Annotated in this window: 25 protein-coding genes; 11 read left to right on the plus strand and 14 right to left on the minus strand. The window is 63.7% G+C overall.

What is annotated here, in order from left to right; genetic code table 11:
* Window positions 1-10 precede the first annotated feature (10 nt).
* Window positions 11-796 carry an ABC transporter ATP-binding protein gene (locus ABFX19_RS10660; protein ID WP_346028281.1) on the minus strand — a complete coding sequence of 262 codons (786 nt, stop codon included), beginning with the start codon at window positions 794-796 and terminating at the stop codon, window positions 11-13.
* Window positions 797-951: 155 nt separating this feature from the next.
* Between ABFX19_RS10660 and serB the strand changes: the two genes are divergently transcribed.
* The gene (gene serB, locus ABFX19_RS10665; RefSeq protein WP_404800680.1) at window positions 952-1833 is read left to right on the plus strand and encodes a phosphoserine phosphatase SerB; all 882 of its coding nucleotides are present in this window, start codon (window positions 952-954) and stop codon (window positions 1831-1833) included.
* 31 nt (window positions 1834-1864) lie between these two features.
* Here the strand turns inward: serB and ABFX19_RS10670 are convergent, their stop codons facing one another.
* Together ABFX19_RS10670 and fabG are read right to left on the minus strand one after the other, a co-directional pair.
* The gene (locus ABFX19_RS10670; protein ID WP_056547622.1) at window positions 1865-2608 is read right to left on the minus strand and encodes an SDR family oxidoreductase; all 744 of its coding nucleotides are present in this window, start codon (window positions 2606-2608) and stop codon (window positions 1865-1867) included.
* 67 nt (window positions 2609-2675) lie between these two features.
* Window positions 2676-3419, minus strand: a complete 744-nt coding sequence (fabG, locus tag ABFX19_RS10675; protein WP_346028282.1) for a 3-oxoacyl-ACP reductase FabG — start codon at window positions 3417-3419, stop codon at window positions 2676-2678.
* A gap of 125 nt (window positions 3420-3544) precedes the next feature.
* On the opposite strand from fabG, the gene ABFX19_RS10680 reads away from it, so the two are divergent.
* From ABFX19_RS10680 to ABFX19_RS10690, 3 genes are read left to right on the plus strand one after another with little or no spacing between them, the layout of a single operon-like run.
* Complete coding sequence (locus ABFX19_RS10680) at window positions 3545-3955, plus strand: DUF3099 domain-containing protein (RefSeq protein WP_277357161.1); 411 nt, start codon at window positions 3545-3547, stop codon at window positions 3953-3955.
* A complete protein-coding gene (locus ABFX19_RS10685; RefSeq protein ID WP_428831030.1) occupies window positions 3952-4233 on the plus strand; it encodes a hypothetical protein in 282 nt (93 codons plus the stop codon). The genes ABFX19_RS10680 and ABFX19_RS10685 overlap by 4 nt, the downstream gene beginning before the upstream one ends.
* Window positions 4234-4235: 2 nt before the next feature.
* Window positions 4236-5051: an SURF1 family cytochrome oxidase biogenesis protein gene (locus ABFX19_RS10690; protein ID WP_346028418.1), complete on the plus strand. Its 816-nt coding sequence runs from the start codon at window positions 4236-4238 to the stop codon at window positions 5049-5051.
* Here ABFX19_RS10690 and ABFX19_RS10695 read toward each other — a convergent pair.
* On the minus strand, window positions 5048-6646 hold the full coding sequence (locus ABFX19_RS10695) for an ABC-F family ATP-binding cassette domain-containing protein (RefSeq protein WP_277357162.1): 1599 nt from the start codon (window positions 6644-6646) through the stop codon (window positions 5048-5050). The genes ABFX19_RS10690 and ABFX19_RS10695 overlap by 4 nt on opposite strands.
* 140 nt (window positions 6647-6786) lie before the next feature.
* Between ABFX19_RS10695 and ABFX19_RS10700 the strand changes: the two genes are divergently transcribed.
* Genes ABFX19_RS10700 through ABFX19_RS10710 form a run of 3 tightly spaced genes read left to right on the plus strand, consistent with a single transcriptional unit; the run spans window position 6787 to window position 8803 of the window.
* Window positions 6787-7422, plus strand: a complete 636-nt coding sequence (locus tag ABFX19_RS10700; protein WP_277357163.1) for a biotin transporter BioY — start codon at window positions 6787-6789, stop codon at window positions 7420-7422.
* A gap of 8 nt (window positions 7423-7430) precedes the next feature.
* The gene (locus ABFX19_RS10705) at window positions 7431-8141 is read left to right on the plus strand and encodes an energy-coupling factor ABC transporter ATP-binding protein (protein ID WP_277357164.1); all 711 of its coding nucleotides are present in this window, start codon (window positions 7431-7433) and stop codon (window positions 8139-8141) included.
* A gap of 29 nt (window positions 8142-8170) precedes the next feature.
* On the plus strand, window positions 8171-8803 hold the full coding sequence (locus tag ABFX19_RS10710) for an energy-coupling factor transporter transmembrane component T family protein (protein WP_346028283.1): 633 nt from the start codon (window positions 8171-8173) through the stop codon (window positions 8801-8803).
* 28 nt (window positions 8804-8831) lie between these two features.
* Here the strand turns inward: ABFX19_RS10710 and ABFX19_RS10715 are convergent, their stop codons facing one another.
* Together ABFX19_RS10715 and ABFX19_RS10720 are read right to left on the minus strand one after the other, a co-directional pair.
* Window positions 8832-10022 (minus strand): thiolase family protein, encoded by a 1191-nt coding sequence (locus tag ABFX19_RS10715; protein ID WP_404800678.1) that lies wholly within the window; start codon window positions 10020-10022, stop codon window positions 8832-8834.
* Window positions 10000-11406, minus strand: coding sequence for a class I adenylate-forming enzyme family protein (locus ABFX19_RS10720; protein WP_277357167.1), 1407 nt, complete (start codon window positions 11404-11406; stop codon window positions 10000-10002). Before ABFX19_RS10720 ends, ABFX19_RS10715 begins: the two co-directional genes overlap by 23 nt.
* Before the next feature lie 113 nt (window positions 11407-11519).
* Here ABFX19_RS10720 and ABFX19_RS10725 point away from each other — a divergent pair, with 113 nt between their 5' ends.
* Window positions 11520-12044: an O-acetyl-ADP-ribose deacetylase gene (locus ABFX19_RS10725; RefSeq protein WP_277357168.1), complete on the plus strand. Its 525-nt coding sequence runs from the start codon at window positions 11520-11522 to the stop codon at window positions 12042-12044.
* 74 nt (window positions 12045-12118) lie between these two features.
* Here the strand turns inward: ABFX19_RS10725 and ABFX19_RS10730 are convergent, their stop codons facing one another.
* From ABFX19_RS10730 to ABFX19_RS10755, 6 genes are all read right to left on the minus strand, one after another.
* Window positions 12119-12448, minus strand: coding sequence for a metal-sulfur cluster assembly factor (locus ABFX19_RS10730; RefSeq protein WP_056547596.1), 330 nt, complete (start codon window positions 12446-12448; stop codon window positions 12119-12121).
* Window positions 12449-12480: 32 nt separating this feature from the next.
* Window positions 12481-13254: a Fe-S cluster assembly ATPase SufC gene (sufC, locus tag ABFX19_RS10735; RefSeq protein WP_056547845.1), complete on the minus strand. Its 774-nt coding sequence runs from the start codon at window positions 13252-13254 to the stop codon at window positions 12481-12483.
* Window positions 13255-13327: 73 nt separating this feature from the next.
* On the minus strand, window positions 13328-13705 hold the full coding sequence (locus tag ABFX19_RS10740) for a non-heme iron oxygenase ferredoxin subunit (protein WP_277357169.1): 378 nt from the start codon (window positions 13703-13705) through the stop codon (window positions 13328-13330).
* A complete protein-coding gene (gene sufD, locus ABFX19_RS10745) occupies window positions 13705-15003 on the minus strand; it encodes a Fe-S cluster assembly protein SufD (protein WP_277357170.1) in 1299 nt (432 codons plus the stop codon). Before sufD ends, ABFX19_RS10740 begins: the two co-directional genes overlap by 1 nt.
* Window positions 15003-16478, minus strand: a complete 1476-nt coding sequence (gene sufB, locus ABFX19_RS10750) for a Fe-S cluster assembly protein SufB (RefSeq protein WP_056547588.1) — start codon at window positions 16476-16478, stop codon at window positions 15003-15005. Before sufB ends, sufD begins: the two co-directional genes overlap by 1 nt.
* Complete coding sequence (locus ABFX19_RS10755) at window positions 16478-17317, minus strand: helix-turn-helix transcriptional regulator (RefSeq protein WP_346028284.1); 840 nt, start codon at window positions 17315-17317, stop codon at window positions 16478-16480. Before ABFX19_RS10755 ends, sufB begins: the two co-directional genes overlap by 1 nt.
* 191 nt (window positions 17318-17508) lie before the next feature.
* Here ABFX19_RS10755 and ABFX19_RS10760 point away from each other — a divergent pair, with 191 nt between their 5' ends.
* The 3 genes from ABFX19_RS10760 to ABFX19_RS10770 are packed head-to-tail and all read left to right on the plus strand — an operon-like array spanning window position 17509 to window position 20148.
* A complete protein-coding gene (locus ABFX19_RS10760; RefSeq protein WP_346028285.1) occupies window positions 17509-18456 on the plus strand; it encodes an ABC transporter ATP-binding protein in 948 nt (315 codons plus the stop codon).
* A complete protein-coding gene (locus ABFX19_RS10765) occupies window positions 18453-19193 on the plus strand; it encodes an ABC transporter permease (RefSeq protein ID WP_346028286.1) in 741 nt (246 codons plus the stop codon). Before ABFX19_RS10760 ends, ABFX19_RS10765 begins: the two co-directional genes overlap by 4 nt.
* A 4-nt stretch (window positions 19194-19197) precedes the next feature.
* Window positions 19198-20148, plus strand: a complete 951-nt coding sequence (locus ABFX19_RS10770) for a COX15/CtaA family protein (protein ID WP_277357174.1) — start codon at window positions 19198-19200, stop codon at window positions 20146-20148.
* Between the two features lie 2 nt (window positions 20149-20150).
* Here the strand turns inward: ABFX19_RS10770 and ABFX19_RS10775 are convergent, their stop codons facing one another.
* A complete protein-coding gene (locus ABFX19_RS10775) occupies window positions 20151-21056 on the minus strand; it encodes a dihydrodipicolinate synthase family protein (protein WP_277357175.1) in 906 nt (301 codons plus the stop codon).
* 30 nt (window positions 21057-21086) lie between these two features.
* On the minus strand, window positions 21087-22037 hold the full coding sequence (locus tag ABFX19_RS10780; RefSeq protein WP_277357176.1) for a heme o synthase: 951 nt from the start codon (window positions 22035-22037) through the stop codon (window positions 21087-21089).
* Between the last annotated feature and the right edge of the window lie 42 nt (window positions 22038-22079).

Raw genomic sequence — 22079 nt, forward strand, 5'->3', positions numbered from 1 at the left:
TCTTCCGCTGCTAGGACCGCGCGACGGCGCTGTAACGGCCATCCCGTTGGGTAACTTCGAGAGGCATGTCGAACGCCAGGCTCAGGTGTTCGGCCACCAGCACATCACCGACGGGTCCAGCCGCCACCACTGAACCCTCACGCAGGAGCATCGCGTGAGTGAAGCCCGGAGGTACTTCTTCGAGGTGATGCGTCACCAGGACGATCGCCGGCGAATCCTCATCCGCAGCAAGTTCGCTGAGGCGCGCGACGAGGTCCTCGCGCCCGGCCAGATCCAGGCCGGCGGCAGGCTCATCGAGCAGGAGCAGCTCCGGGTCAGCCATCAGGGCACGCGCTATCTGGACACGTTTGCGTTCGCCCTCGCTCAGCGAAGAGAAGGGTCTGTTCATCAGGGTGGACACACCCCAGGCGTCGAGCAGCCGGAAGGCCCGACGCTCATCCAGCCGCTCATACTGTTCGCGCCAGCGGCCGGTCACTCCATAGGAGGCAGTAACGACCACGTTGAGCACGGTTTCATGTTCCGGGATCTGGGACGCTAACGCCGCCGAGGCGAGGCCGATACGGGGCCGCAGCTCGAAGACGTCGACCGCTCCCAGCACCTCGTCGAGGATTCCCGCCACGCCGCGCGTTGGGTGGATCCGCGCGCCTGCGATCTGCAGGAGCGTGGTTTTGCCCGCGCCGTTGGGGCCCATAACCACCCAGCGCTCGCCCTCACGGACCTGCCAGTTGACGTCGTCCAGGAGCGCTTTTCCTCCGCGGACAAGACTCACCCCGGAGAGTTCCAGAACATCACTCATGACAGTAGACACTAGGCCAAGAGCAGCCTTGAACGTTAAATGAACAGCGGCGGCATGACCGGAAATCCGTATGGCCCGTCACCGGTTTCACCGCCGCCGGGCAGGGGATCATAATGACAAAGGAGATTCGGATCGAGGAAAGGCCGTTGGCGCACGTGGCGGAGATGTTCAGGGTGGTCAGCTTCGGCGCCCGGTTGGAGGATGCTCACTGCTTGCGGGTGCGCCGCGCCCTGCAGGAAAGTGGCGCCGTCGTCGTCGGTGAAAGCCGGAACGACGACGGCCGCTACCAGGTTGCCTGCCTGACCGTCAGTTCCGATGACGGCATCGATACGCTTCGCACGACGGTTGCGCCGCTATTGTCAGATGAAACGGGCATCGCGGTGGTGCCTACGGCGCTCCTCGGCGAGGGAACCAAACTGCTCATCATGGATGTGGACTCGACCCTCATCAAGCAGGAGGTCATCGAGCTCCTTGCAGCACACGCCGGCCGGGAAGCGGAGGTTGCTGCCGTCACGGAATCCGCAATGCGCGGCGAACTGGATTTTGCACAGAGTCTGCATGCGAGGGTAGCCGTGCTCGCCGGGCTGACTGAGGGTGTCATCGATGATGTCGGCACCCGGATCGAGCTGAGCGAAGGTGCAGAACATCTGGTCGCGGCATTCCTGGATGCTGGTCATGTTGTTGCGGTGGTTTCGGGCGGATTCAGCCAGATCCTCGAGCCGTTGGCCGCGCGCCTGAACCTCACCCATGCCAAAGCCAATGAACTGGGCGTGGACGCCGGCACGCTCACGGGTTCGGTGATCGGTCCGGTGGTGGACCGGGCGGAGAAGGCACGCTGCCTGCGGGCATGGTCCGAGGCCGCCGGGATACCGCTCGAACGTACGGTGGCAGTGGGCGACGGCGCCAATGACCTGGACATGCTGGCCGCTGCCGGGCTTGGCGTCGCGTTCAACGCCAAGCCGGCGGTGCGGTCAGCCGCTGATGTTGCGGTGAATTTTCCCTATCTTGACGTGGTCCGCCACTTCGTGCGGTTGTAGGTCCATGCTCTTCGCGGCAGCCGGCTAAGGGCTAGCGCGTGAAGTGCTCAGCTCCGCCTACGTACTCTGTGTGGCCGGTGGGAACATCAGCGGTTGCCATGGCAACAATCTCGGCCGCGAACTCCTCCACCGTGTAGAGGCGTCCGGCCTCCTGCCGGCGGGCCTCGATGGCGCCCGGCGCCGCGCGGTCGAGCAGGGTAGCGGTGACCGTGCCCTCGATCATGTCTCCGGAGACGACGACGAAGCTGATGCCGCGTTCGGTCAGCGCCGGAACCATCTCCCGAAGCGCATCCTCACCAGCGCGCTTGCTGCGCGCTACCGGCTCGTAGGCGTCCATAGTTTCCACCGTGTTGATGAAGTGGGCCTGGTGGCTCGTGACAAAGACGACGCGGGAGCCGGCGGGCATGGCGTCAAGAGCTGCTGTGAGCATGCCGACCTGTGCGTCCCGGTTGAGCTTGAGCGCGTAGTCCTCTCCGAGGCCGGACTCCATACCTCCGGAGGCATTGAGGACCAGCAGGTTGAGTCCACCGAAATTCTGCACAGCTGCGTCCACGAGTGCTTGTGCGCCGTCCTGGGCAGTCAGGTCCGAGCCCACTGCCACGGCACGGCCGCCGGCGGCCTCGATGCCCGCGACCACCTTGTTGGCCCGGGGCGCCTTCTGCCGGTAATTGACGACGACGGCGGCGCCCTGCGCGGCCAGGAGCTTTGCCACCTCAGCGCCGATTCCGCGGGACGATCCCGTGACGATTGCCGTTGTGCTGTCCAGTGCGCCCATGTCCGGGGCCCTCCTTGATTCGGTTGTGCCTTTGGCTGTGTAGTGCGAAGAACTGCTGTGGTGGTAGTCAGTGACCCATTCCGAGTCCGCCGTCAACGGGGATGACGGCCCCTGAAATGTAGGCCGCCTCGTCGCTGGCAACCCAACGGACCACATTGGCAACCTCGTCTGCATCCGCGAACCGGCCGGCCGGGATGGAGGAGAGGTAGGTCTGCTGGGTTTCGACCGGAAGGGCGGCGGTCATGTCCGTGTTGATGAAGCCGGGAGCAACCACGTTGCAGGTGATTCCCCTGGATCCGAGTTCCCGCGTCAGCGAGCGTGCAATTCCCACGAGCCCGGCCTTGGACGCCGAATAATTGATCTGTCCCGGCGCTCCATACAGCGCGGACACTGACGAGATGAGGACAATCCGGCCCTTGCGCAGGCGAAGCATCCCCCTGCTGGCCCGCTTGATCACCCGGAAGGAGCCTGTGAGGTTTGTGTCTACGACGTCCGTGAAGTCCGTTTCACTCATTCGAAGAAGCAGGGTGTCCCTGGTGATACCCGCATTCGCGATCAGCACCTCAACAGCGCCGTGGGTGTTCTCAACTTCGCTGAAGGCGGCATCGACCTGCGCGTTGTCCGTGACGTCCGCTTTCACCCCGAGCATCCCGGCCGGAACATTGCCGCTTCGGTACGTGATGGCCACCCGGTCACCGTTGGCGAGGAAGGACTGAGCAATTGCCAGCCCGATCCCCCGGTTGCCTCCCGTTACCAGGACGCTGCGTCCGGTTTTCTTCTCGGGCGTTCCAGCGGTGTCTTGTTCCTGCACGGAGGGTCCTTTCGGAGGGAGCGGTGCTGAGCATCCGTTCGATCCTATCTGCACTGACCGGTGTTGCCGGGAACTTTAAGTGGGGGCTCCGGAGTGAGACAATGGAATAGTCCCCTTGGAGTGTGATGATCAAGCTGAGCCTTCAGTCAAAGCGCCGCCCGGAAATCCATAACATCAGTGATGCCCGCGAGGCGCACAGCGATGACATGCGCCAGCGGATGATCAAGTATTCCGTGTCCATGGGAATTCGCATGGTCTGCCTGATCCTCGTTTTCGTGGTGGAGGGCTGGCTGCAGTGGGTCATGATCGCGGGAGCCGTGTTCCTTCCCTATTTCGCGGTGATCATAGCGAATGGTGGAAGCGACACCAGCAACCTCGCCCACAGCGATTCGCTGCTCGACCGTGCTCCTGCCGCGGAACTGGAAGCACCGGCACCGGCGGCAGTGAAAGAGGAGCCCGTCACGCTGCAGGGCGAGATCATCGAAGACGAGCCGGAGCTCGATCAGGAAGCCGGGAAGCAGGAAGGAACATCGTGAGCATCTTCGACCAGTTGCCGGGCGCAGTTCCCTCAACAGCGCAGTCTTCAACCAGGGCTGCATCTACAGCGCACGGCAACCCCATCTGCTCCCGGAAAGCCTGCGGACAGAGTGCGTCCTGGCAACTCCTCTGGAACAACCCCCGCATTCACACTCCTGAGCGCAGAAAGACGTGGCTGGCCTGCAGCGAGCACCGCGAGTGGCTGGAGGAGTACCTCACCACCAGAGGACTCTGGAAGCAGACGCTGCCGCTGGAAGGCAGTTCGGCGGCGTCGTGAAGATACTGAAATACCTGGCGACACCCCGCTGGTTCGGCTGGTTGGCGCTCGTTCTGGTGCTGGCCGCAGCCTGCAGCGCACTGGGGCTGTGGCAGTTGGACCGCCGGGACCAGGCGGCGGCTACCGTGAACACGGTCGAGGCAAACTATGATCTCGCGCCGATCCCCTACTCGCCGTCGCTGTTTGAGTCTTTCGATGGGGCAACGGAATGGGCGCCTGTCACGCTCGTCGGACACTATGACTCCGCCAACCAGCGCATCGTACGCAACCGGCCGCTGGGCGGCCGGCCGGGCTACGAAGTTCTGGTTCCGTTGAAGCTCCAGGACGGCACCGCCGTCGTCATCAACCGTGGGTGGTTGCCCATTGGCAACGACCGCGCGGGCCGCCCCGATACAGTTCCTCCGGCGCCGGAGGGAGAAGTCACCGTCGTCGCACGCATTCGTCCGGCAGAGCCGGACCTGGACCGGTCGGCGCCGCAGGGACAACTGGCCTCCATTGACCTGGCTGCCTATCAATCGCAGCTGGAGTATCCGATTTCCACCGCTGCGTACGGTTTGGTAGCCAGCGAAACACCGGCCCCGGCCACAGCCCCGATCGCGCCGGCCAAGCCGGCTATCGATCTCGGGCCGCACCTGTCCTATTCCATGCAGTGGTTCGCCTTCGGAGTGCTGTTGTTCGTCGGTCTGGGTTATGCCGCCCGGCAGCAGTACCGCATCGACCATGAGGACGAGCATGCGCAGTCAGCGCCTGCACGGGCACGCCGCCGCCCCTCCTCCGAGCAGGAAGAGGATGCGATTCTGGACGCCCAGGGACTCTAGGCGAGCGTCACCAGGTCAAGGTAGTCGTCGTTCCAGAGGTCTTCCACGCCGTCAGGCAGCAGCACTACCCGTTCCGGGTTCAACGCGTCCACAGCGCCCTCGTCGTGACTGACGAGCACCACCGCGCCGGAGTAGTTCCGCAGGGCTCCCAGGATTTCCGCGCGGCTTGCCGGGTCCAGGTTGTTGGTGGGCTCATCGAGCAGCAGCACATTGGCGGATGATGCCACGATCGTTGCAAGGGCGAGGCGGGTCTTCTCGCCGCCCGAGAGGACTCCTGCCGGCTTGTCGACGTCGTCTCCGGAAAACAGGAAGGAACCGAGAATGCCGCGGACCTCTGCGTCCCGCATGTCCGGTGCCGAAGACCGCATGTTCTCGAGGACGGTGCGCTCAGTGTCAAGCGTCTCGTGCTCCTGGGCGTAGTAGCCCACCTTCAGTCCGTGACCGGGGATGATCTCGCCGGTATCCGGCTTGTCAACCCCCGCAAGCATGCGCAACAGGGTGGTTTTGCCCGCACCGTTCAGCCCGAGAATCACCACCTTGGAGCCGCGGTCGATGGCCAGATCGACGTCGGTGAAAATTTCCAGCGAGCCATAGGACTTGCTCAGACCCTCTGCCGTCATCGGCGTGCGGCCGCACGACGCCGGTTCGGGGAAGCGCAGAGCTGCGACGCGGTCCTGTGCGCGTACGTCATCGAGCCCGGAGAGCATCCGCTCAGCCCGCTTTGCCATATTCTGGGCAGCGACCGCCTTGGTTGCCTTGGCGCGCATCTTGTTGGCCTGGTCAATCAGCACCTGGGCCTTCTTTTCGGTGTTGGCCCGTTCCCGCTTGCGCGCCCGCTCATCGGTCTCACGCTGCTGGACGTAGCGCTTCCACCCCATGTTGTACAGGTCGATGGTGGCCCGGTTCGCATCAAGCTGGAACACCTTGTTGACGGTCGCTTCAAGCAGCTCCACATCGTGGCTGATGACAATCAGCCCGCCCTGGTGATTCTTCAGGAATTCCCGCAGCCAGGTAATGGAGTCAGCGTCCAGGTGGTTGGTCGGCTCATCGAGGAGCATGGTTTCAGCGCCGGAGTAAAGGATGCGCGCGAGCTCCACCCGTCGGCGCTGACCGCCCGACAGTGTTTTCAGCGGCTGGTTGAGGATTCGTTCCGGAAGCGCGAGATTCGAGGAGATAGCAGCCGCCTCGGCTTCTGCCGCGTAGCCGCCGTGAGCGAGGAACTCCGTCTCCAGGCGGTCATAGCGAGCCATAGCCTTGTCCCGGACGGTGGTATCTTCACTGGCCATCTGGTCCTGCGTCTCACGCAGCTTCCGGACAACAACGTCCAGGTTGCGGGCAGAGAGGATCCGGTCACGGGCCAACTGCTCCATGTTGGGAGTGCGCGGGTCCTGCGGCAGGTAGCCGATCTCCCCGGTGCGGGTGATGGTGCCGGCGGCCGGCAGACCCTCCCCCGCCAATACCCGGGTCAGCGTTGTCTTGCCGGCGCCGTTTCGCCCGACGAGCCCGATCTTGTCTCCCCGGTCCACCCGGAAGGACACCTGATCCATGAGCAGCCTTGCGCCCGCGCGCAATTCAAGATTCGACACGGTAATCACGGTGGCTGGGCCTTTCCTGTTCCGGCGCTGTAGGCCGGACCTCAATGTTGTAGGAAACCTACAAAAGCGTTTGCTTCTTTCCGCACTAATCTCGGTAAGTAACAGCTCACCGTTGTGTAGATCTCACAGAAAGCGTCACGATGCAACAGACGAATCCGGCTCCGCATTCCACACCCGCCGATACTCCGGCACGGGCTCGTTCTTCCTGGAATGCGACCGATCTCTCGCTGATCGCGGTCTTCGCAGCCGTCGTGGCCGCCAGTGCCATCCTACCCGCTATACCGGTGGGGCAGGTGGGGGTGCCGATCACTTTGCAGACCCTGGCAATCATGGTGACCGGAATTGTGCTCGGCCCGTGGCGGGCGGGCGCAGCCCTCAGCCTGTACGTGGCCGTTGCGCTCGCGGGACTGCCGATCTTCAGCCAGTTCCGAGGCGGTATCGGTGTCCTCTTCGGCCCATCAGCCGGTTACATCATCGCCTTTCCCATTGCAGCCTTCGTGGTCGGCTTCCTCGCACGCATCGTCTTCCGCCGGTTTTCCCGCTACCGGTTCCTTGCACTGTTCGTTGCCTGCACTGTGACGAGCCTGCTCATCACACATCCGTTGGGAATCATCGGCATGATGATCAATGCAAAACTTGACCTCGCCGCTGCCATCGCAGCCGACGTCGTCTTCCTCCCCGGAGATGTCCTGAAGAACCTGGCGGCCGCTGCAATCGGGCTCAGTGTTCTCAAGGCGTTCCCCCGTCTCCAGTCCCGTTCAGCCCGCCGGCGCTGAGCTAGGCAATGATCCAGTTCAGCGAAGCAGCCGTACAGGCAGATCATCCGGTACCACGAACCATCCTGGCACCGCTGAATCTCTCACTGGTAGAAAGCCGCATCAGCATCATCGGCGCAAACGGATCCGGCAAGTCCACCCTGTTGAAACTGATCAATTCACTGGTCCTGCCGACGTCCGGTCAGGTGACGGTCGACGGGCTGGACACCGCGCGCAAAGGCGCGGCGGTCCGGCAAAGCGTGGCTTTCATGTTCACTGACCCGCTGTCCCAACTGGTGATGCCCACCGGTCGTGAAGACGTGGAGCTGTCCCTGCGCCGGCGCTACCGAGACCGCGGGGCGCGGCGCACGGCAGCTGTTGAAGTTCTCGGCCGATTCGGACTCGCGCATCTTGCGGATCAGAGCGTCTACGACCTCTCGGGCGGTGAACGCCAGCTCCTCGCCCTCGCAACCGTCCTTGCGTGTGATCCCAAGGTCCTCGTTGCGGACGAACCGACCACCCTCCTTGACCTCCGTAACTCAGAACGCGTGCGGCGCCTGTTCCGCGGTCTTGACCAGCAGGTCATTTTCACCACCCATTCGCTGGACTTCGCGCTGCAGGCTGAACGCACCCTGGTGGTTGATTCCGGCCGGGTGATATTCGACGGCGTCCCCGCCGACGCCGTCGCCGCCTACCGCGAGCTCAGCCTGCATGATGCGTCCGCTGAAGGGCCGCTGTGAGGGGTCACGCCAGCCTGCTTGGCGCGTATGTGGAGCGCAGATCGATCCTGCATGGCGCTCCCCTGTGGGCCAAGTTCCTGCCGGTGGCTGTGCTGTCGGTGGTGGTCCTGGCACTAAGTTCGCTGGAAGCCACACTGGCCGGTCTGGGCCTGGTTGTCCTGGCCTACCTCGGGGGTGCTCGGCTTGGGTTCCGCGAGCTGCTCCAGCCCCTTCGGAAGATGTGGCTGCTCATCGTCGTCCTTGGAGCGTTCCAGTGGTTCAGCGCGGGACTCCTTCCAGCGTTCCTCGTAGTCGGGAACATCGTGACCTGCGTTCTGGCTGCCCTGCTGATCACGCTGACAACCGAGAGCCAACGCATTCTCGACGGACTGGTTTCACTGGCTCGTCCGCTGCAGCCGCTTGGCGCCGATCCGGAACGCTTTGGGCTGACCGTCGCACTGATGCTGCGCAGCATCCCCTATCTGGTCGGCTCTGCGGAGGATTCCCGCGACGCGGCCCGTGCCCGCGGCCTGGAACGCAATCCACGCGCGCTGATCCTTCCCGTCTTCATCGGTGCGGTGGCCTATGCACAGCAGACCGGAGATGCGCTCGCAGCACGCGGTCTCGCGGAAGCAGATCACGACGGCGGCACTCCCGGTGGAGCATTCCGGTCCGGTTCGTAGGGCTGCTGGGCAGCGGATCCTCCCGCTGCTACTGGAGGCTCACCGTACGGAAAGCGGCGGCTGTCCCTACGCCGCCGGCTGCGCTCACCGCAGCCACCGACCAGCCGCCGTCGTCCCGGGGGCCGCCCGGCATGGCGGCCTGGCGCAGAAGGTTGGCAACAAGCATCGCGCCCGAAGCACCATATGGGTGGCCATAGGCAAGAGCCCCGCCGTGGAGGTTGAGACGTTCAGGGGCAACTCCTAACAGCTGCGCCGAGGCGAGCACCTGCGCCGCGAAGGCCTCGTTGTACTCCCAGGTGGATACAGCGTTCCTGTTCAACTGGATCCCTTCGAGGAGCTTCAGCACCGCGTGCGCGCCGGCGGTTCCAAAGAGGGCAGGTGCCCCTCCGGCAGATGCAGAACCGTGGAATTCAAGCACTGTGTTGAAGCCCGCCGCCCTGGCACGTGCACGACTCGTCACGACGGCGACTACCGCTCCGTCTGCATCGGCACAGGAATTGCCGGCGGTAACGCTCCCGGCCGCCGTGAATGCCGGTGGGAATCGGGACAGGACCTTCGATGTCATCCCACGACGTGGTGTCTCGTCCGTGTCGCAGCCGGCAATCGGAACTATCTCCGCCGACATTCCATCGAGCGCTGCGGCGGTGCGGGTGTAGCTGCGGAGGGCGTACTGGTCCTGCTCGTCACGTTGGATGCCGAAGGCGGCGGCAACGTTCTCAGCTGCCTGGCCGGCACTCGGATCGCCGTGAGTCTCCGGTGCAAACCGCGCGCGGGAGAAGAAGTCGGGCGCTCCGGGCAGCGAGGTCAACCGGTGCGCGCGCAAGGGAGCGGTGCTGCAGCTTTCCACACCCCCGGCAATGAACCAAGCGCCTGCCTCCGACTCCACGAGCCGGCAGGCCAACGAGATCGCGTCGAGACCGGAAGCGCACTGACGGTCGATCGTGAGGCCGGGTACCTCCACCGGCAGGCCCGCGGCCAGCGCTGCCAACCGCGCGACGTTGCCTCCTCCACCGGCGGCATTGCCGATGATGACGTCCGCCAGGCCACTCTCCGGAAGGCCGGCGTCCCGGTACGCGGCGTGCAGGACGGCTGCGAGCAGATCATGCGCCTCGGTCGACGAGAACACCCCGCGGAGGCGGCCGAACGGTGTGCGGCGGCAGAGGGCAATGACGGCCCGCCTCTCGTCCCGACGGTCCTCAGGCAAGCCGCTCAAGGGCACCGTCCCTTCCTATTACTGACGCCTTCAGCGCGGCGCGATCCGGTTTCCCCGCGGTGGTCAACGGTAGCCGCCCGGTTCGGAGGATCAGTTTCGGCACCTTATCGACGGGCAGCAGCTCCTTCAGCCGGGTGCGAAGGGCCCGGGTGTCGATGACGGCATCCGGGCGCGCCTGGATGACAGCGGCCAGCGCGCAGCCACGGCGTGCGTCCGGAACCCCGAGCACGACGGCGGCCGGATGACCTGCCGTCGCGAGCGCGGCTTCGACCTCGCTCGGATAGACATTGCTTCCCGCGACCACGAGCATGTCGCCGTGCCGACCGGTCAGGTGCAGCGCGCCGTCGTCGTCAATCCAGCCCTGGTCCTGCACCGTGACCCAGCTCCCGTCGCGCCGGAAGGCGCGTCCGTCGTCTCCGAAGAGATAACCTTCGATCGCTGTGTCGGTCTGGACGGAAATGGTACCCACGTTGCCGTGCCGGCCGGAACCGCTGTCCGCGTCGATCCTGATCCGCACCCCTGGGAAGGGACGGCCGACATCGTTCCCGTCAAAGCCGTCCACCCGCCGGGCGGTGACCAGGCTCAGCTCCGACGCGCCGTAGTACTCGAAGACGCGGGCGGCCGGCGCACTGCGCAGGATGATCTGGGTGTCCGCCGCGGAAAGCCGGGCGCCGCCGGATACCACGGTGCGCAGTTCCGGTAGTTCTCCCTCGATTCGGTCCAGAGCCAGCCGCAGTGTGGACGGGACCCCGACGAGATGCTCGATGCGCTCGGACCTCAGGACCTGCGCCGTCAGCGGACCTGTCGCTGCCCTATCCCCGGGTGCCAGTGAGTGGAAGGTCGAACCGGCGTAGAGACACTCGGCGAGGGCGTACAGATTCAGGCTGGCAGCCAGCGGACCCGGTGCACAGACACGCAACCCCGGAGTGACACCGAACCAGTTCACGCTCCGCTCCAGTGAGCGGGACCACGAACCGACAGTTCGTACAAACCCTTTCGGGACTCCGGACGTGCCAGAGGTGAATCCGCAGTAAAAGCGCGCGTCGGCAGCTGCGTCGGCCAGCGAAGACGGGTGCGCGGCCTCCGTCGGATCCGCTGAAGTGATCACGGCGTCCGGATGGAGGGCCTCCAGGATCCTGACCCGAAGATCACTCGGCCAGCGGGGATCAAGGACGGCGGCGCATCTACCCTGTCCAACCACGGCGGTGAAAGCAACGGCGAAATGCACCGGATCGCTGATCTGTAGGGCGATCATTCCTCCTTCAGGCAACTGCAGTGAGGACGCCCGTGCAGCCAGCTCGCCGTAGGTCAGCCGCAGGGACCCGGCGACGACGGCATTCCGCCCGGGTTCGCGGCGTGCCCAGTACAGCAGACGGTCGATGAAGGGCATGGTTGGGGCGTCTCCCTCTTCTGGCAATACCGCAAACGTTAGTACATTGGTGCACACGCTCATCGCTGTCGAACCGCGCGGTCCTGTCACCGGGCAGAACGGATGTGACCGTCATGGCACCGGAAGTCCAGATCCTCCACGGTGACATCACCACCCAGCACGTCGACGCCGTCGTCAATGCAGCGAACTCATCGCTGCTGGGCGGAGGTGGGGTGGACGGTGCCATCCATGCGGCGGCGGGGCCGGAACTGCTCGAAGCGTGCCGTGAAATCCGCGCGAATTCTTTGCCCGGCGGGCTGCCGGTGGGTCAGGCTGTCGCGACGCCGGGATTCAGGCTGCCTGCCCGCTGGATAGTCCATACCGTCGGTCCCAACCGCCATGCGGGCCAGAGTGACCCCGCGCTGCTTGAGTCCTGCTTCCGACAGAGTCTCAAGGTCGCCGACGAGCTGGGCGCACGCTCGGTTGCCTTTCCCGCGATCAGCGCCGGGATCTTTGGTTGGGACCCCGACGCGGTGGCCAGAATTGCGTTCGCGAGGGTTGCTGACTACGACGGCGGTATCCGGCAGATCAGCTTCGTGCTGTTTTCGGAGCGGCTTGTTTCGGTCTTTCGGCACGCTCACACGAACAGTAAAGGCTGACACTGACGCACACAAGGGGAGGCAGCGCTCGCAGCGCTGCCTCCCCTTGTGTGCGGACCGGTGTTCCGGATGGGCTAGATATTGAAGCCCAGTGCCCGCATTTGATCGCGGCCGTCGTCGGTGATCTTTTCGGGCCCCCACGGCGGCATCCACACCCAGTTGAGCCTCCAGTCGTCGACTACCCCATCGAGCGCCTGCCCCACCTGTTCCTCGATCACGTCGGTCAGGGGGCACGCTGCGGTGGTGAGGGTCATGTCGATCAGCAGAGCGCCGTCGTCGGCGTACTTCAAGCCGTACAACAGACCAAGATCGACAATATTCACGCCGAGCTCAGGATCAATGACGTCCTTCAGCGACTCTTCGACATCCTCAAGGGATGTCTGTGCTGCGTTCACATCGCTCATGTCAGGAGCCTCTCTTTGTGTCGGTAGCCGGATCAGGCGCCGGCAGTAGCTGTACCGGCAACGAGGAAGCGGTCATAGCCCTCTTCCTCCAGGCGATCGGCGAGCTCAGGGCCGCCCTCTTCAGCGATTCGGCCGTCGACAAAGACGTGCACAAAGTCAGGCTTGATGTACCGCAGGATGCGTGTGTAGTGGGTGATGAGCAGGGTGCCCATGTTGCCCTTGCTGTGCTCACGGTTGACGCCCTCTGACACCACCTTGAGCGCGTCGACGTCGAGACCTGAGTCGGTCTCGTCCAGGATGGCGAACTTCGGCTTGAACAGTTCGAGCTGAAGGATCTCCACGCGCTTCTTCTCGCCGCCGGAGAAGCCCTCGTTCACGTTGCGCTGAGCGAAGTCGGCATCAATGCGCAGCTGCGACATTGCCTCCTTCACGTCCTTGGTCCAGTGCCGGAGGCTCGGGGCCTGGCCGTCGAGTGCGGTCTTGGCCGTGCGCAGGAAGTTTGTCATGGTGACACCCGGAACCTCGACCGGGTACTGCATAGCGAGGAAGAGTCCGGCGCGGGCCCGCTCATCGACGCTCATCTCCAGGACGTCCTCACCGTCGAGGGTGATCGAGCCGCTGTCCACGGTGTAACGGGGATGACCGGCGATGGTGGATGCGAGAGTCGACTTTCCGGAGCCGTTCGGGCCCATGATGGCGTGGCTCTCGCCGGTGTTGATAGTCAGGCTGACGCCTTTGAGGATGGGCTTGGCGCCCTGTTCCGTCTCGATGCTGACGTGCAGATCCTTGATCTCAAGGGTGGACATCTTTGGGTTCTCCTTTGCATCCTGCAGTGCAGGGTTGCTCAAATGTTCGAAAGTGTTTTGGCTCGTGACAGTTCTAGCCGCGATCGGGGACAGGCGCCGAGTTGGTCACCGTAGTGATGTCGACGTAAACCTCGTCACCGTGGATCTCAAGTGCAAAAACCGGCACAGGCTCGTAGGCGGGAAGCTGGAGCGGCATGCCGCTGCGCAGATCGAACTGGGAACCGTGTCCCCAGCACTCGATCCTGCAGCCCTCGACATCACCCTCGGAAAGGGAAATATCGGCATGGGAGCAAGTGTCGCCGATTGCGTGGATGCCGCCGTCGGAATCTTTGACGATTGCTACGGGGTAATCGTCAATGAGGATCCGCAGCGCCTGCTTGACCTCAATATCATTCACATTGCAGACGAGCTCGCCCTGCGGCCCGGTGCCGTTCTCAGGTGTCCGGGTCATCAGTAGTTCCCTGCAGCCAGCTCGCGCTCCACGGCTTCCGTGAGGCGCTCTTCCAGTACCGGAACCTTGATCTGCTGGATGACCTCGTTGAGGAATCCGCGCACTACCAGACGGCGGGCCGTCTTCTCATCGATCCCGCGGGCCATCAGGTAGAACAAGTGCTCATCGTCGAACCTGCCTGTTGCGCTCGCGTGTCCGGCGCCTTCGATCAGGCCGGTTTCGATCTCGAGGTTCGGTACGGAATCCGAGCGGGTGCCGTCGGTGAGCAACAGGTTCCGGTTGGTCTCGTACGTATCCGTTCCCTCGGCTTCCTTGCGGATCAGCACGTCGCCTACCCAGACAGTGTGCGCGTCCTGTCCCTGCAGGGCACCCTTGTAGGTGACGCGGGACTTGCAGTTCGGTACGGCGTGGTCAACGAGGAGCCGCTGCTCAAGGTGCTGTCCTGCATCGGCGAAGTAGAGGCCGTACATTTCCACTTCGGAGCCCGGAGCGGTGAAGAACGACGACGGCGTGAGCCGCACGAGGTCGCCACCCAGAGTGACGACCACGTGCTTGAAACGGGCGTCCCGGCCGATCTTCGCCTGCTGCGAGGAGGCGTGTACGGCGTCGTCGTCCCATTCCTGGACACTTACCACCGTGAGCTGCGCGCCGTCTCCGACCACAATCTCGATGTTCTGCGCCAGAGTGGTCTTGCCATGGTGGTCGAGCACCACGACAGCCTTGGAGAACTTCCCTGCAGAAATGATGAGGTGCTGTGCAGCGGGAGCCTCATCGGTGCCGTTGATCGAGATGGTGACGTCGCAGTCGGCTTCCGTCTCATCGGGGATGGTCACGACGGTTGCCTGCGTAACCGCCTCCCACGCGGCCGCGGCAACCCTGTCCTCAGGAATCGCTGCGGAACCGAAGCGGGAATCCGTGCGCTCGACGGTTTCCACCAGGATGTTCGATGCACCGGACACGGTAACCTCGGGCCCACTGCCTGTCAGGGCATCGGTATGCAGACCGCGGAGGCGCTTGATCGGCGTGAACCGCCAGTCCTCTTCGCGGCCGGTCAGCGGTGGGAAATCGGCCAACTTGTAGGACTTAAGCCGCTCGCCGCGTGATGCTTCCGGCACAACAGGGTCATCCCCGTGGCTGTGCTTCTTCAACCCGTGCTGCTCGGCGCCGGTGTTCGTCGGGGAAAGGTTTTCGCCTTCCTCGGTGAAGCCGTCAATGGCAATTTTCTCCGGGCTCGACGGTGATCCGATACGGGCCTTCTCGTCAGTCAGTTCGGGGGTCAACTGGGTGGTTTCAGCCATTAACCTACGGCTCCTTCCATCTGGAGTTCGATCAAGCGGTTCAGTTCGAGCGCGTACTCCATGGGGAGTTCACGTGCAATGGGTTCAATGAATCCGCGCACGATCATCGCCATGGCCTCGTCCTCGGGCATCCCTCGGGACATAAGGTAGAACAACTGCTCTTCGCTCACTCGCGAGACCGTGGCTTCGTGGCCCATGGTGACATCGTCTTCACGGATGTCCACGTACGGGTAGGTGTCTGAGCGGGAGATGGTGTCAACCAGCAGGGCATCACAGCGTACGGTGTTGGCCGAGTGAGTTGCGCCCTCCCGGACCTGCACCAGACCGCGGTATGCGGCACGCCCGCCGCTGCGGGCGACCGACTTCGAGATGATCGAAGACTTCGTATTCGGCGCAATGTGGACCATCTTGGATCCGGTGTCCTGGTGCTGGCCCTCGCCGGCGAATGCGATCGACAGCGTCTCGCCCTTGGCATGCTCCCCGACCAGGTAGACAGCCGGATACTTCATGGTTACCTTGGAGCCGATGTTTCCGTCGATCCACTCCATGGTGGCGCCTTCATGCGCGATGGCCCGCTTGGTTACCAGGTTGTAGACGTTGTTGGACCAGTTCTGGATTGTGGTGTAGCGAACGCGTGCATTCTTCTTGACCACAATTTCGACGACGGCGGAGTGCAGCGAGTCTGACGTGTAGATGGGTGCCGTGCAGCCTTCGATGTAATGCACGTAGGAGCCTTCGTCAGCGATAATCAGTGTCCGCTCGAACTGACCCATGTTCTCCGTGTTGATGCGGAAGTAGGCTTGCAGCGGAATCTCAACGTGGACACCGGGCGGTACGTAGACAAAAGAGCCTCCGGACCAGACAGCGGTGTTCAGTGAAGCAAACTTGTTGTCACCGACCGGAATGATCGAACCGAAATACTCCTCGAAGAACTCAGGGTGCTCCCGCAGCGCGGTGTCGGTGTCCATGAAGATGACGCCCTGGCGCTCGAGTTCCTCATTGATCTGGTGGTAGACAACTTCGGATTCGTACTGCGCGGCGACGCCGGAAACCAGGCGATTACGCTCAGCCTCAGGGATGCCGAGCTTTTCGTAGGTGTTCTTGATGTCGTCGGGAAGGTCTTCCCAACTACCGGCCTGCTTTTCGGTGGACCGCACAAAGTACTTGATGTTGTCGAAGTCGATGCCCGACAGGTCCGCGCCCCAGTTGGGCATCGGCTTGCGGTCGAAGTACTTCAGACCCTTCAGCCGGAGATCGAGCATCCACTCGGGCTCGTTCTTCTTGGCGGAGATGTCGCGGACAACCTCTTCGCTCAGGCCGCGACGGGCGTTGGCGCCGACGTCGTTCTTGTCGGACCAGCCATACTCGTAGGTACCGATGCCTTCGAGCTCCGGATTTCTCTCGAGGATGTCGCTGAGTACTCCTGCGGGCACGGCCTCGGGAACCAATGCCTTCTGATCTGTCTGATCCGTCATCACGGCCTTCCTTGCTGATGGTTGGAGACGTTTGTTACGTATGGGTGCGGCGCCGGGGCGTCGCTTTCGGGTGATTGGCGGGCAGTTTCACCGGCGCGCGCGATGCGGCCGATCGGTATGTGTGTTGTGCAGACGTGGCCGCCGGCTGCGAGAGTGGACAGCCTGCGAACGTCCACGCCGAGCAGCCGGGCAAAAACATCGGTTTCCTGTTCACAGAAATCGGGGAAGTCAGCCGCGAGTTCCTGAATGGGACAATGTCCCTGGCAGAGCTGCACGCTCAGCATCGCCGCATGGGGTGCGTTTCTGCCGATTTCCCGTGTGGAGCCGACGAATCCGTCAAGGCTCAGTGCTTCTGCAAGCGCTGCAGCCTTGTCTTCGAGGCGGTCTCCCGCGGACTCAATGACCGGCCGGTACCGCTCCTCCATGTCGGCGAACCTGCCCGCTGCAAATTGGCGGACGGCGTCAGGCCCCGCGATCTCCCGTAGCTGACCTAGCGCTGCCTGCGCGATGTGCAGATAATCGTTGCCCAGCCGTGTCTGGCCCCGCTGGCTGAGGACATAGCGGCGCGCGGGACGGCCTGCACCCGGGGAAGGACTGCCGATGACTTTGACCTCGATCAGGCCGTCACGGGACAGCGCGTCAAGATGGCGCCGGACCGCCGCCGGCGTGAAACCCAGCCGGTCGCCGAGTTCAGCCGCGCTCACCGGACCGTGCTCAAGTACTGCGGAAAGCACTTTGTCCCTGGTCCGCTCATCGACGGCGCGGCGGGAATCGGCATCGTCAACTCCACCGAAAACGCTATCTCCCTTGGTACGGCCCGGGACAACGGAATGTGACAACGTGGCCTCCTTAAGGGTGCATTGGGAAGTAGGCTTGGAGCTCGAATTGAGCGGAACGAGCCAATTAAGACAACATAACCATGTCCTAATCTATTCCAGAAGCCCACCCGCTTCCAGTAAGGCGAGGCTACCCATCCGGTGTGCCGACAGAGCCATCGTGAGACAGCTACTACGTGGCGTAGAATTATCCGGTGCCTTCCTCCCCTCCCGCCGTCGAAGTCAGCGGGCTCGTCAAGGACTTCGGCCCAGTCTCATCCCTCGACGGCAAGATGATCCGCGTGCTCGACGGCGTCAGTCTCCGCGCTGACATGGGCAGCGTCACCGCATTGCTGGGCGCCAACGGAGCGGGCAAGACCACCACGCTCGAGTGCGCGCAGGGCCTGCAGAAGCCCAGCGGCGGCAGCGTGCGCCTCCTTGGCGAAGATCCGTGGCGCGCGGGCGCCCCACTTCGCAGCCGCGTCGGCATCATGCTGCAGGAGGGCGGGCTGCCTCCGGCAGTCCGGCCACTGCCCCTGCTGCACCACGTGGCCGGCATGTATGCCTCACCCCTCAATGTCGAGCAGCTGGCAGCCCGGCTTGGAATCGACTCATTCGCACGGACCTCGGTGAGGCGGCTCTCGGGAGGCCAGAAGCAGCGCCTTGCCCTTGCGTGTGCCCTCGTGGGTAATCCTGAAGTGCTCTTCCTCGATGAGCCAAGTGCAGGACTTGATCCGCAGTCACGCAATATCGTCTTCGAGTTGATTACGGAGCTTCGGGACGAAGGCCTTGCGATCATTCTGACCACTCACCTGCTCGACGACGCCCAACGGCTCGCGGATTACGTCTACATCATTGACCAGGGCAGGACGGTCAGACAGGGAACAGTGGCCGAACTGACCGCCCATACCGCGGATGCCGCCCAGGAGCTTCGGTTTGAAGCGCAGATCGGCCTCACACTGCCCGCCGACCGCCTGGTCCATCTCGATGTCTCTGAGCCCTCGCCCGGCAAATACTGCGTGAACGGCGCACTAACACCAGAGGACCTGGCAGTCATCGCTGCCTGGTGGGCAGAGAACGGCATCCTGCCGGCCTCGATCTCCCTGACCTCCCGCTCGTTGGAGGACGTCTTCCTCGATGTCTCCGGACGGAGTATCCGATGAGCGCTTCCCCGCTGCCCGTGCGGGTCCTGCAGCATGGCAGGTATGAGACGATCGCCATGCTTCGCAATGGGGAACAGCTCGTTCTGGCCATCGTGCTCCCCCTGCTTGCACTGAGCGCCATTGCCTTCACCCCCTTCTTCGATGTTCTCGGCGTGCCGCGGCTCGAGGCAGGGACCCCGGGTGTGATTGCGCTGTGCGTACTTTCCACGGCATTCACCGGACAAGGGATCGCAACCGGGTTCGACCGCCGTTACGGTGTGCTTCGCTTCCTTTCGACCACCCCGCTCGGCCGCAGTGGGCTGATTTTGGGGAAGGTCCTCGCGGTGGGTGCGGTTCTCGCTATCCAAATCACAGTCATCAGCACGATGGCGGTTCTGCTTGGTTGGCAGCCCCCGCTCAGCGGGATTCTTCCGGCACTTGCCATGCTGGTGCCGGGAATCGCGGCCTTCACTGCTCTGGGGCTCCTGATAGCCGGAACCCTCCGGCCCGAGGCAACCCTTGCTGTGACCAATCTGGCGTGGGTTCTGCTGGCAGCCGTCGGCGGTACTGTCATCCCCCGCAGCAGCATGCCCGAGGTCATCCAGCCCGTCGTTGCGCTGCTGCCCTCAGCCGCACTGGGCGACGGGCTGCGCACTGCCCTTACCTCCGGCACATTCGATGCCTTGTCCTTCGCACTGCTGTGCGGCTGGGCCGCCGTCGTGGGCCTGGCCGCCGTCCGCTGGTTCAAATGGAGTTAGGAACATGACTCAAATCTCCCCTGCCCGTCTGGTCGAGCGCCTACCCCGGACAGTCACACCGTCGGTTCGCGCGCTGGCGCTTGCCTCGCTTGTCTCCCAGATCCTGATCGTCGTCACAGGTGGTGCAGTGCGGCTCACCGCATCCGGCCTGGGTTGTCCTGAATGGCCGCTGTGCACTGCTGACTCCATGGTCACCACCCCGGAAATGGGCGTACACGGCATCATCGAATTCGGGAATCGCCTGCTCACCTTCGTCCTCACCGCGATCGCGATCGCCATGCTCGTGGTCCTGTGGAACATGCGAAAGACCCGGCGGGACCTTTTTGTGCCCGCCGTTGTTCTTTTCGCGGGGATCCCCGCGCAGGCTGTGGTGGGTGGGATCACGGTCCTGACTCAGCTCAACCCGTGGGTGGTTGGCTGGCACTTCATCATCTCGATGGTCCTGATTACGGTGGCCACGGTGCTGGTGAACCGCACACGGCTTTCCCCCGCTGAGGCGGAAGCTGACAACACTCCGCGTGCCACACCGCTGCTTCGACAGCTCCTCGCCGCCGCGGGGGTACTGGTGACCGCCGCGGTGCTGCTCGGTGTGGTGGTCACCGGATCGGGGCCCCACGCAGGAGACGCGGGTGCGGCGCGGAACAACCTCAACCCGGATCTGATGACCCGCATCCATGCCGCCCCGGTCTACCTGCTCGTATTGACGGTACTCGTGCTGGTCTTCGCTGCGTACCGGCTCCGGGTTGCGCAGCGCCTGCGCTTCGCCCTGGTTCTTCTGACCGTCGTCGTCTTTGCGCAGGGCGCTGTTGGCTACCTGCAGCATTTCCTCCACCTGCCGGTGGCCCTGGTTGCGCTGCACATGCTGGGAGCTTCCGTGCTCACGGCGGCGATGGCGCACGCCATCTACATCGGATATTCCCGCCGGCGGGTAGAAGCTGCTACCGGCGCCGACTAGCGTCAGCCCTGCACGCCGTCCTCGACGTCGTCGAACGCCTCAGCCAGCCGCGCCAGGTCGCGCTGCTCGCTTCCGGCGATCGGAAGGAGCGGCCGTCGCGGATCTCCGGCGTCCACCCCGCACGCCCTGCCCAGGGCATGCAGACCGCTGAGCTTCCGCAGGCGGTGGACGGCCTGGACCACCGGCACCAGTCGGGACCGTTCCGCGGACACCCTCGCCGGATCACCTTTCAGCACCGCGGCGCGGAACGCCAGGTAGCTGGCAGGCAAGAGCGCTGCGAGGCCCGTGTGCCAGGCGTCCGCGGTCACCTCGCCGGTCGCTATAAGTGGGTCGCCGCTGGCGCCATGACTGATCCGCCGGTTGAGCGCTCCCCGCAACCGTGCCGCGCGATCGGCGAATTCTGCGGGAGTAGCAGCCGTGTCCTTGAAAGCGACCAGGGAGGGCACGTGCTCAAGCCGACCCACCAATTCCACGTCGATGGAGAACTGGGTGGTGGACGGATTGTTGTACAGGCAGATGGGCAGAGTAGTTGCAGAGGCTACTTCCTCCACCAGCGCAATGAGCTCGTCGTCGGTCAGCGGCAGGTAGGACACAGGTGAGAGAACCACCCCGTCCGCCCCCAGCCGTTCCGCGGCCCGTGCTCCTGCAACTACCTCCCGGGTAGCGACTGCGCTGATACCCACCGCCAGCGGAACGCGGCCTGCGGCGGCGTCCACCGCGCAGGAAATGACCCGCTTCCGTTCATCACCGTCAAGATAGGCAAAGCTGCCGGAGGACCCGAGCACCGTGACGGAATCGACCCCCGACCGGGCCAGACGATCCACAAGGAGCGAAAGTTCGGCTGAGTTCACCGCGCTGTCCGCAGTGAAAGGCGTCAGGGGGTAGGCAACGACTCCGGTGAAGACCATTCCACCATCCTAGGTGGAGAGCGCTGCTGCCTAGCTCGCGAAGATTGCAGTCCCGACGAAGGGATCAATAGCGAGAGCCAGAAACAGCACGGTGAGGTAGCTGATTGATCCGTGGAAGACCTTCATCGCCGTCTTGCCCGTGGCTGTCCCCGCTTGGGCCGAGGCGTGCAGTTTATGGGACTCCAGAATGAACCAGCCGCCGCTGAGAACTGCCGCGACGGCGTAAACCCAACCTGCCCCGCCCACGGGAACAAGAAGGAGCGAGCAAATCACCGTGGCCCAGGCATAGAGAACGACCTGAACGGAGACAACTCCAGCGCCCGCAATGGCACCAAGCATGGGCACGTTCGCTGCATTGTAGTCATCGCTGTACTTCATGGACAGCGGCCAATAGTGCGGCGGCGTCCATAGAAATATCACCAGGAAGAGCACAACCGCCGGCCATTCCACCGTTCCTGTCACTGCAGCCCATGCAATCAGCACCGGCATGCAGCCTGCTGCCCCGCCCCACACGATGTTTTGCGCTGTCCGACGTTTCAGGATGAGCGTGTAGATGACGACATAGAAGAAGATTGCGCCCACTCCGAGCCAGGCAGCGAGAGGGTTGGTGCCTACCCACAGGATGGCGACCGATGCGATGCCCAGGGCCCACGCGAAAATCAGCGCTTCCCGCGGTGTCACTTCTCCGGTCACCAATGGTCTGTTGACCGTTCGGTTCATCACCTTGTCGATATCACGGTCGAGATAGCAGTTGAAAGCACCCGCGCTTCCGGCAGCAAAGGCACCGCCGACCATGGTGGCTATGACCAGGCCGAGCGACGGAAATCCGCCCTGGGCGAAGATCATGGTGGGAAGGGTGGTGACCAGCAGCAGTTCAATGACCCGCGGTTTGGTCAGTGCCAGATACGCGCGAAGCTTGCGGGATACGCCGCTGCCTGCCTGATTCACGCTGGGCGCAACTGCCACCTGATCGAAATTCACGGGAGGATGCTCTGCTTCTGAATTGAGGATAAAGTCCACCGC

It is taken from the genome of Arthrobacter parietis (assembly GCF_039530425.1).
Classification (GTDB): Bacteria; Actinomycetota; Actinomycetes; order Actinomycetales; family Micrococcaceae; genus Arthrobacter_D; species Arthrobacter_D parietis.

Bases quoted from the DNA above. Each gene is read 5' to 3' on its own strand.
- ABFX19_RS10660 (WP_346028281.1), bottom strand. From the start codon at position 796: ATGAGTGATGTTCTGGAACTCTCCGGGGTGAGTCTTGTCCGCGGAGGA.
- ABFX19_RS10670 (WP_056547622.1), bottom strand. From the start codon at position 2,608: ATGGGCGCACTGGACAGCACAACGGCAATCGTCACGGGATCGTCCCGC.
- ABFX19_RS10680 (WP_277357161.1), top strand. From the start codon at position 3,545: ATGATCAAGCTGAGCCTTCAGTCAAAGCGCCGCCCGGAAATCCATAAC.
- ABFX19_RS10700 (WP_277357163.1), top strand. From the start codon at position 6,787: ATGCAACAGACGAATCCGGCTCCGCATTCCACACCCGCCGATACTCCG.
- ABFX19_RS10705 (WP_277357164.1), top strand. From the start codon at position 7,431: ATGATCCAGTTCAGCGAAGCAGCCGTACAGGCAGATCATCCGGTACCA.
- ABFX19_RS10720 (WP_277357167.1), bottom strand. From the start codon at position 11,406: ATGCCCTTCATCGACCGTCTGCTGTACTGGGCACGCCGCGAACCCGGG.
- ABFX19_RS10725 (WP_277357168.1), top strand. From the start codon at position 11,520: ATGGCACCGGAAGTCCAGATCCTCCACGGTGACATCACCACCCAGCAC.
- ABFX19_RS10730 (WP_056547596.1), bottom strand. From the start codon at position 12,448: ATGAGCGATGTGAACGCAGCACAGACATCCCTTGAGGATGTCGAAGAG.
- sufC (WP_056547845.1), bottom strand. From the start codon at position 13,254: ATGTCCACCCTTGAGATCAAGGATCTGCACGTCAGCATCGAGACGGAA.
- ABFX19_RS10740 (WP_277357169.1), bottom strand. From the start codon at position 13,705: ATGACCCGGACACCTGAGAACGGCACCGGGCCGCAGGGCGAGCTCGTC.
- sufD (WP_277357170.1), bottom strand. From the start codon at position 15,003: ATGGCTGAAACCACCCAGTTGACCCCCGAACTGACTGACGAGAAGGCC.
- sufB (WP_056547588.1), bottom strand. From the start codon at position 16,478: ATGACGGATCAGACAGATCAGAAGGCATTGGTTCCCGAGGCCGTGCCC.
- ABFX19_RS10765 (WP_346028286.1), top strand. From the start codon at position 18,453: ATGAGCGCTTCCCCGCTGCCCGTGCGGGTCCTGCAGCATGGCAGGTAT.
- ABFX19_RS10770 (WP_277357174.1), top strand. From the start codon at position 19,198: ATGACTCAAATCTCCCCTGCCCGTCTGGTCGAGCGCCTACCCCGGACA.
- ABFX19_RS10775 (WP_277357175.1), bottom strand. From the start codon at position 21,056: ATGGTCTTCACCGGAGTCGTTGCCTACCCCCTGACGCCTTTCACTGCG.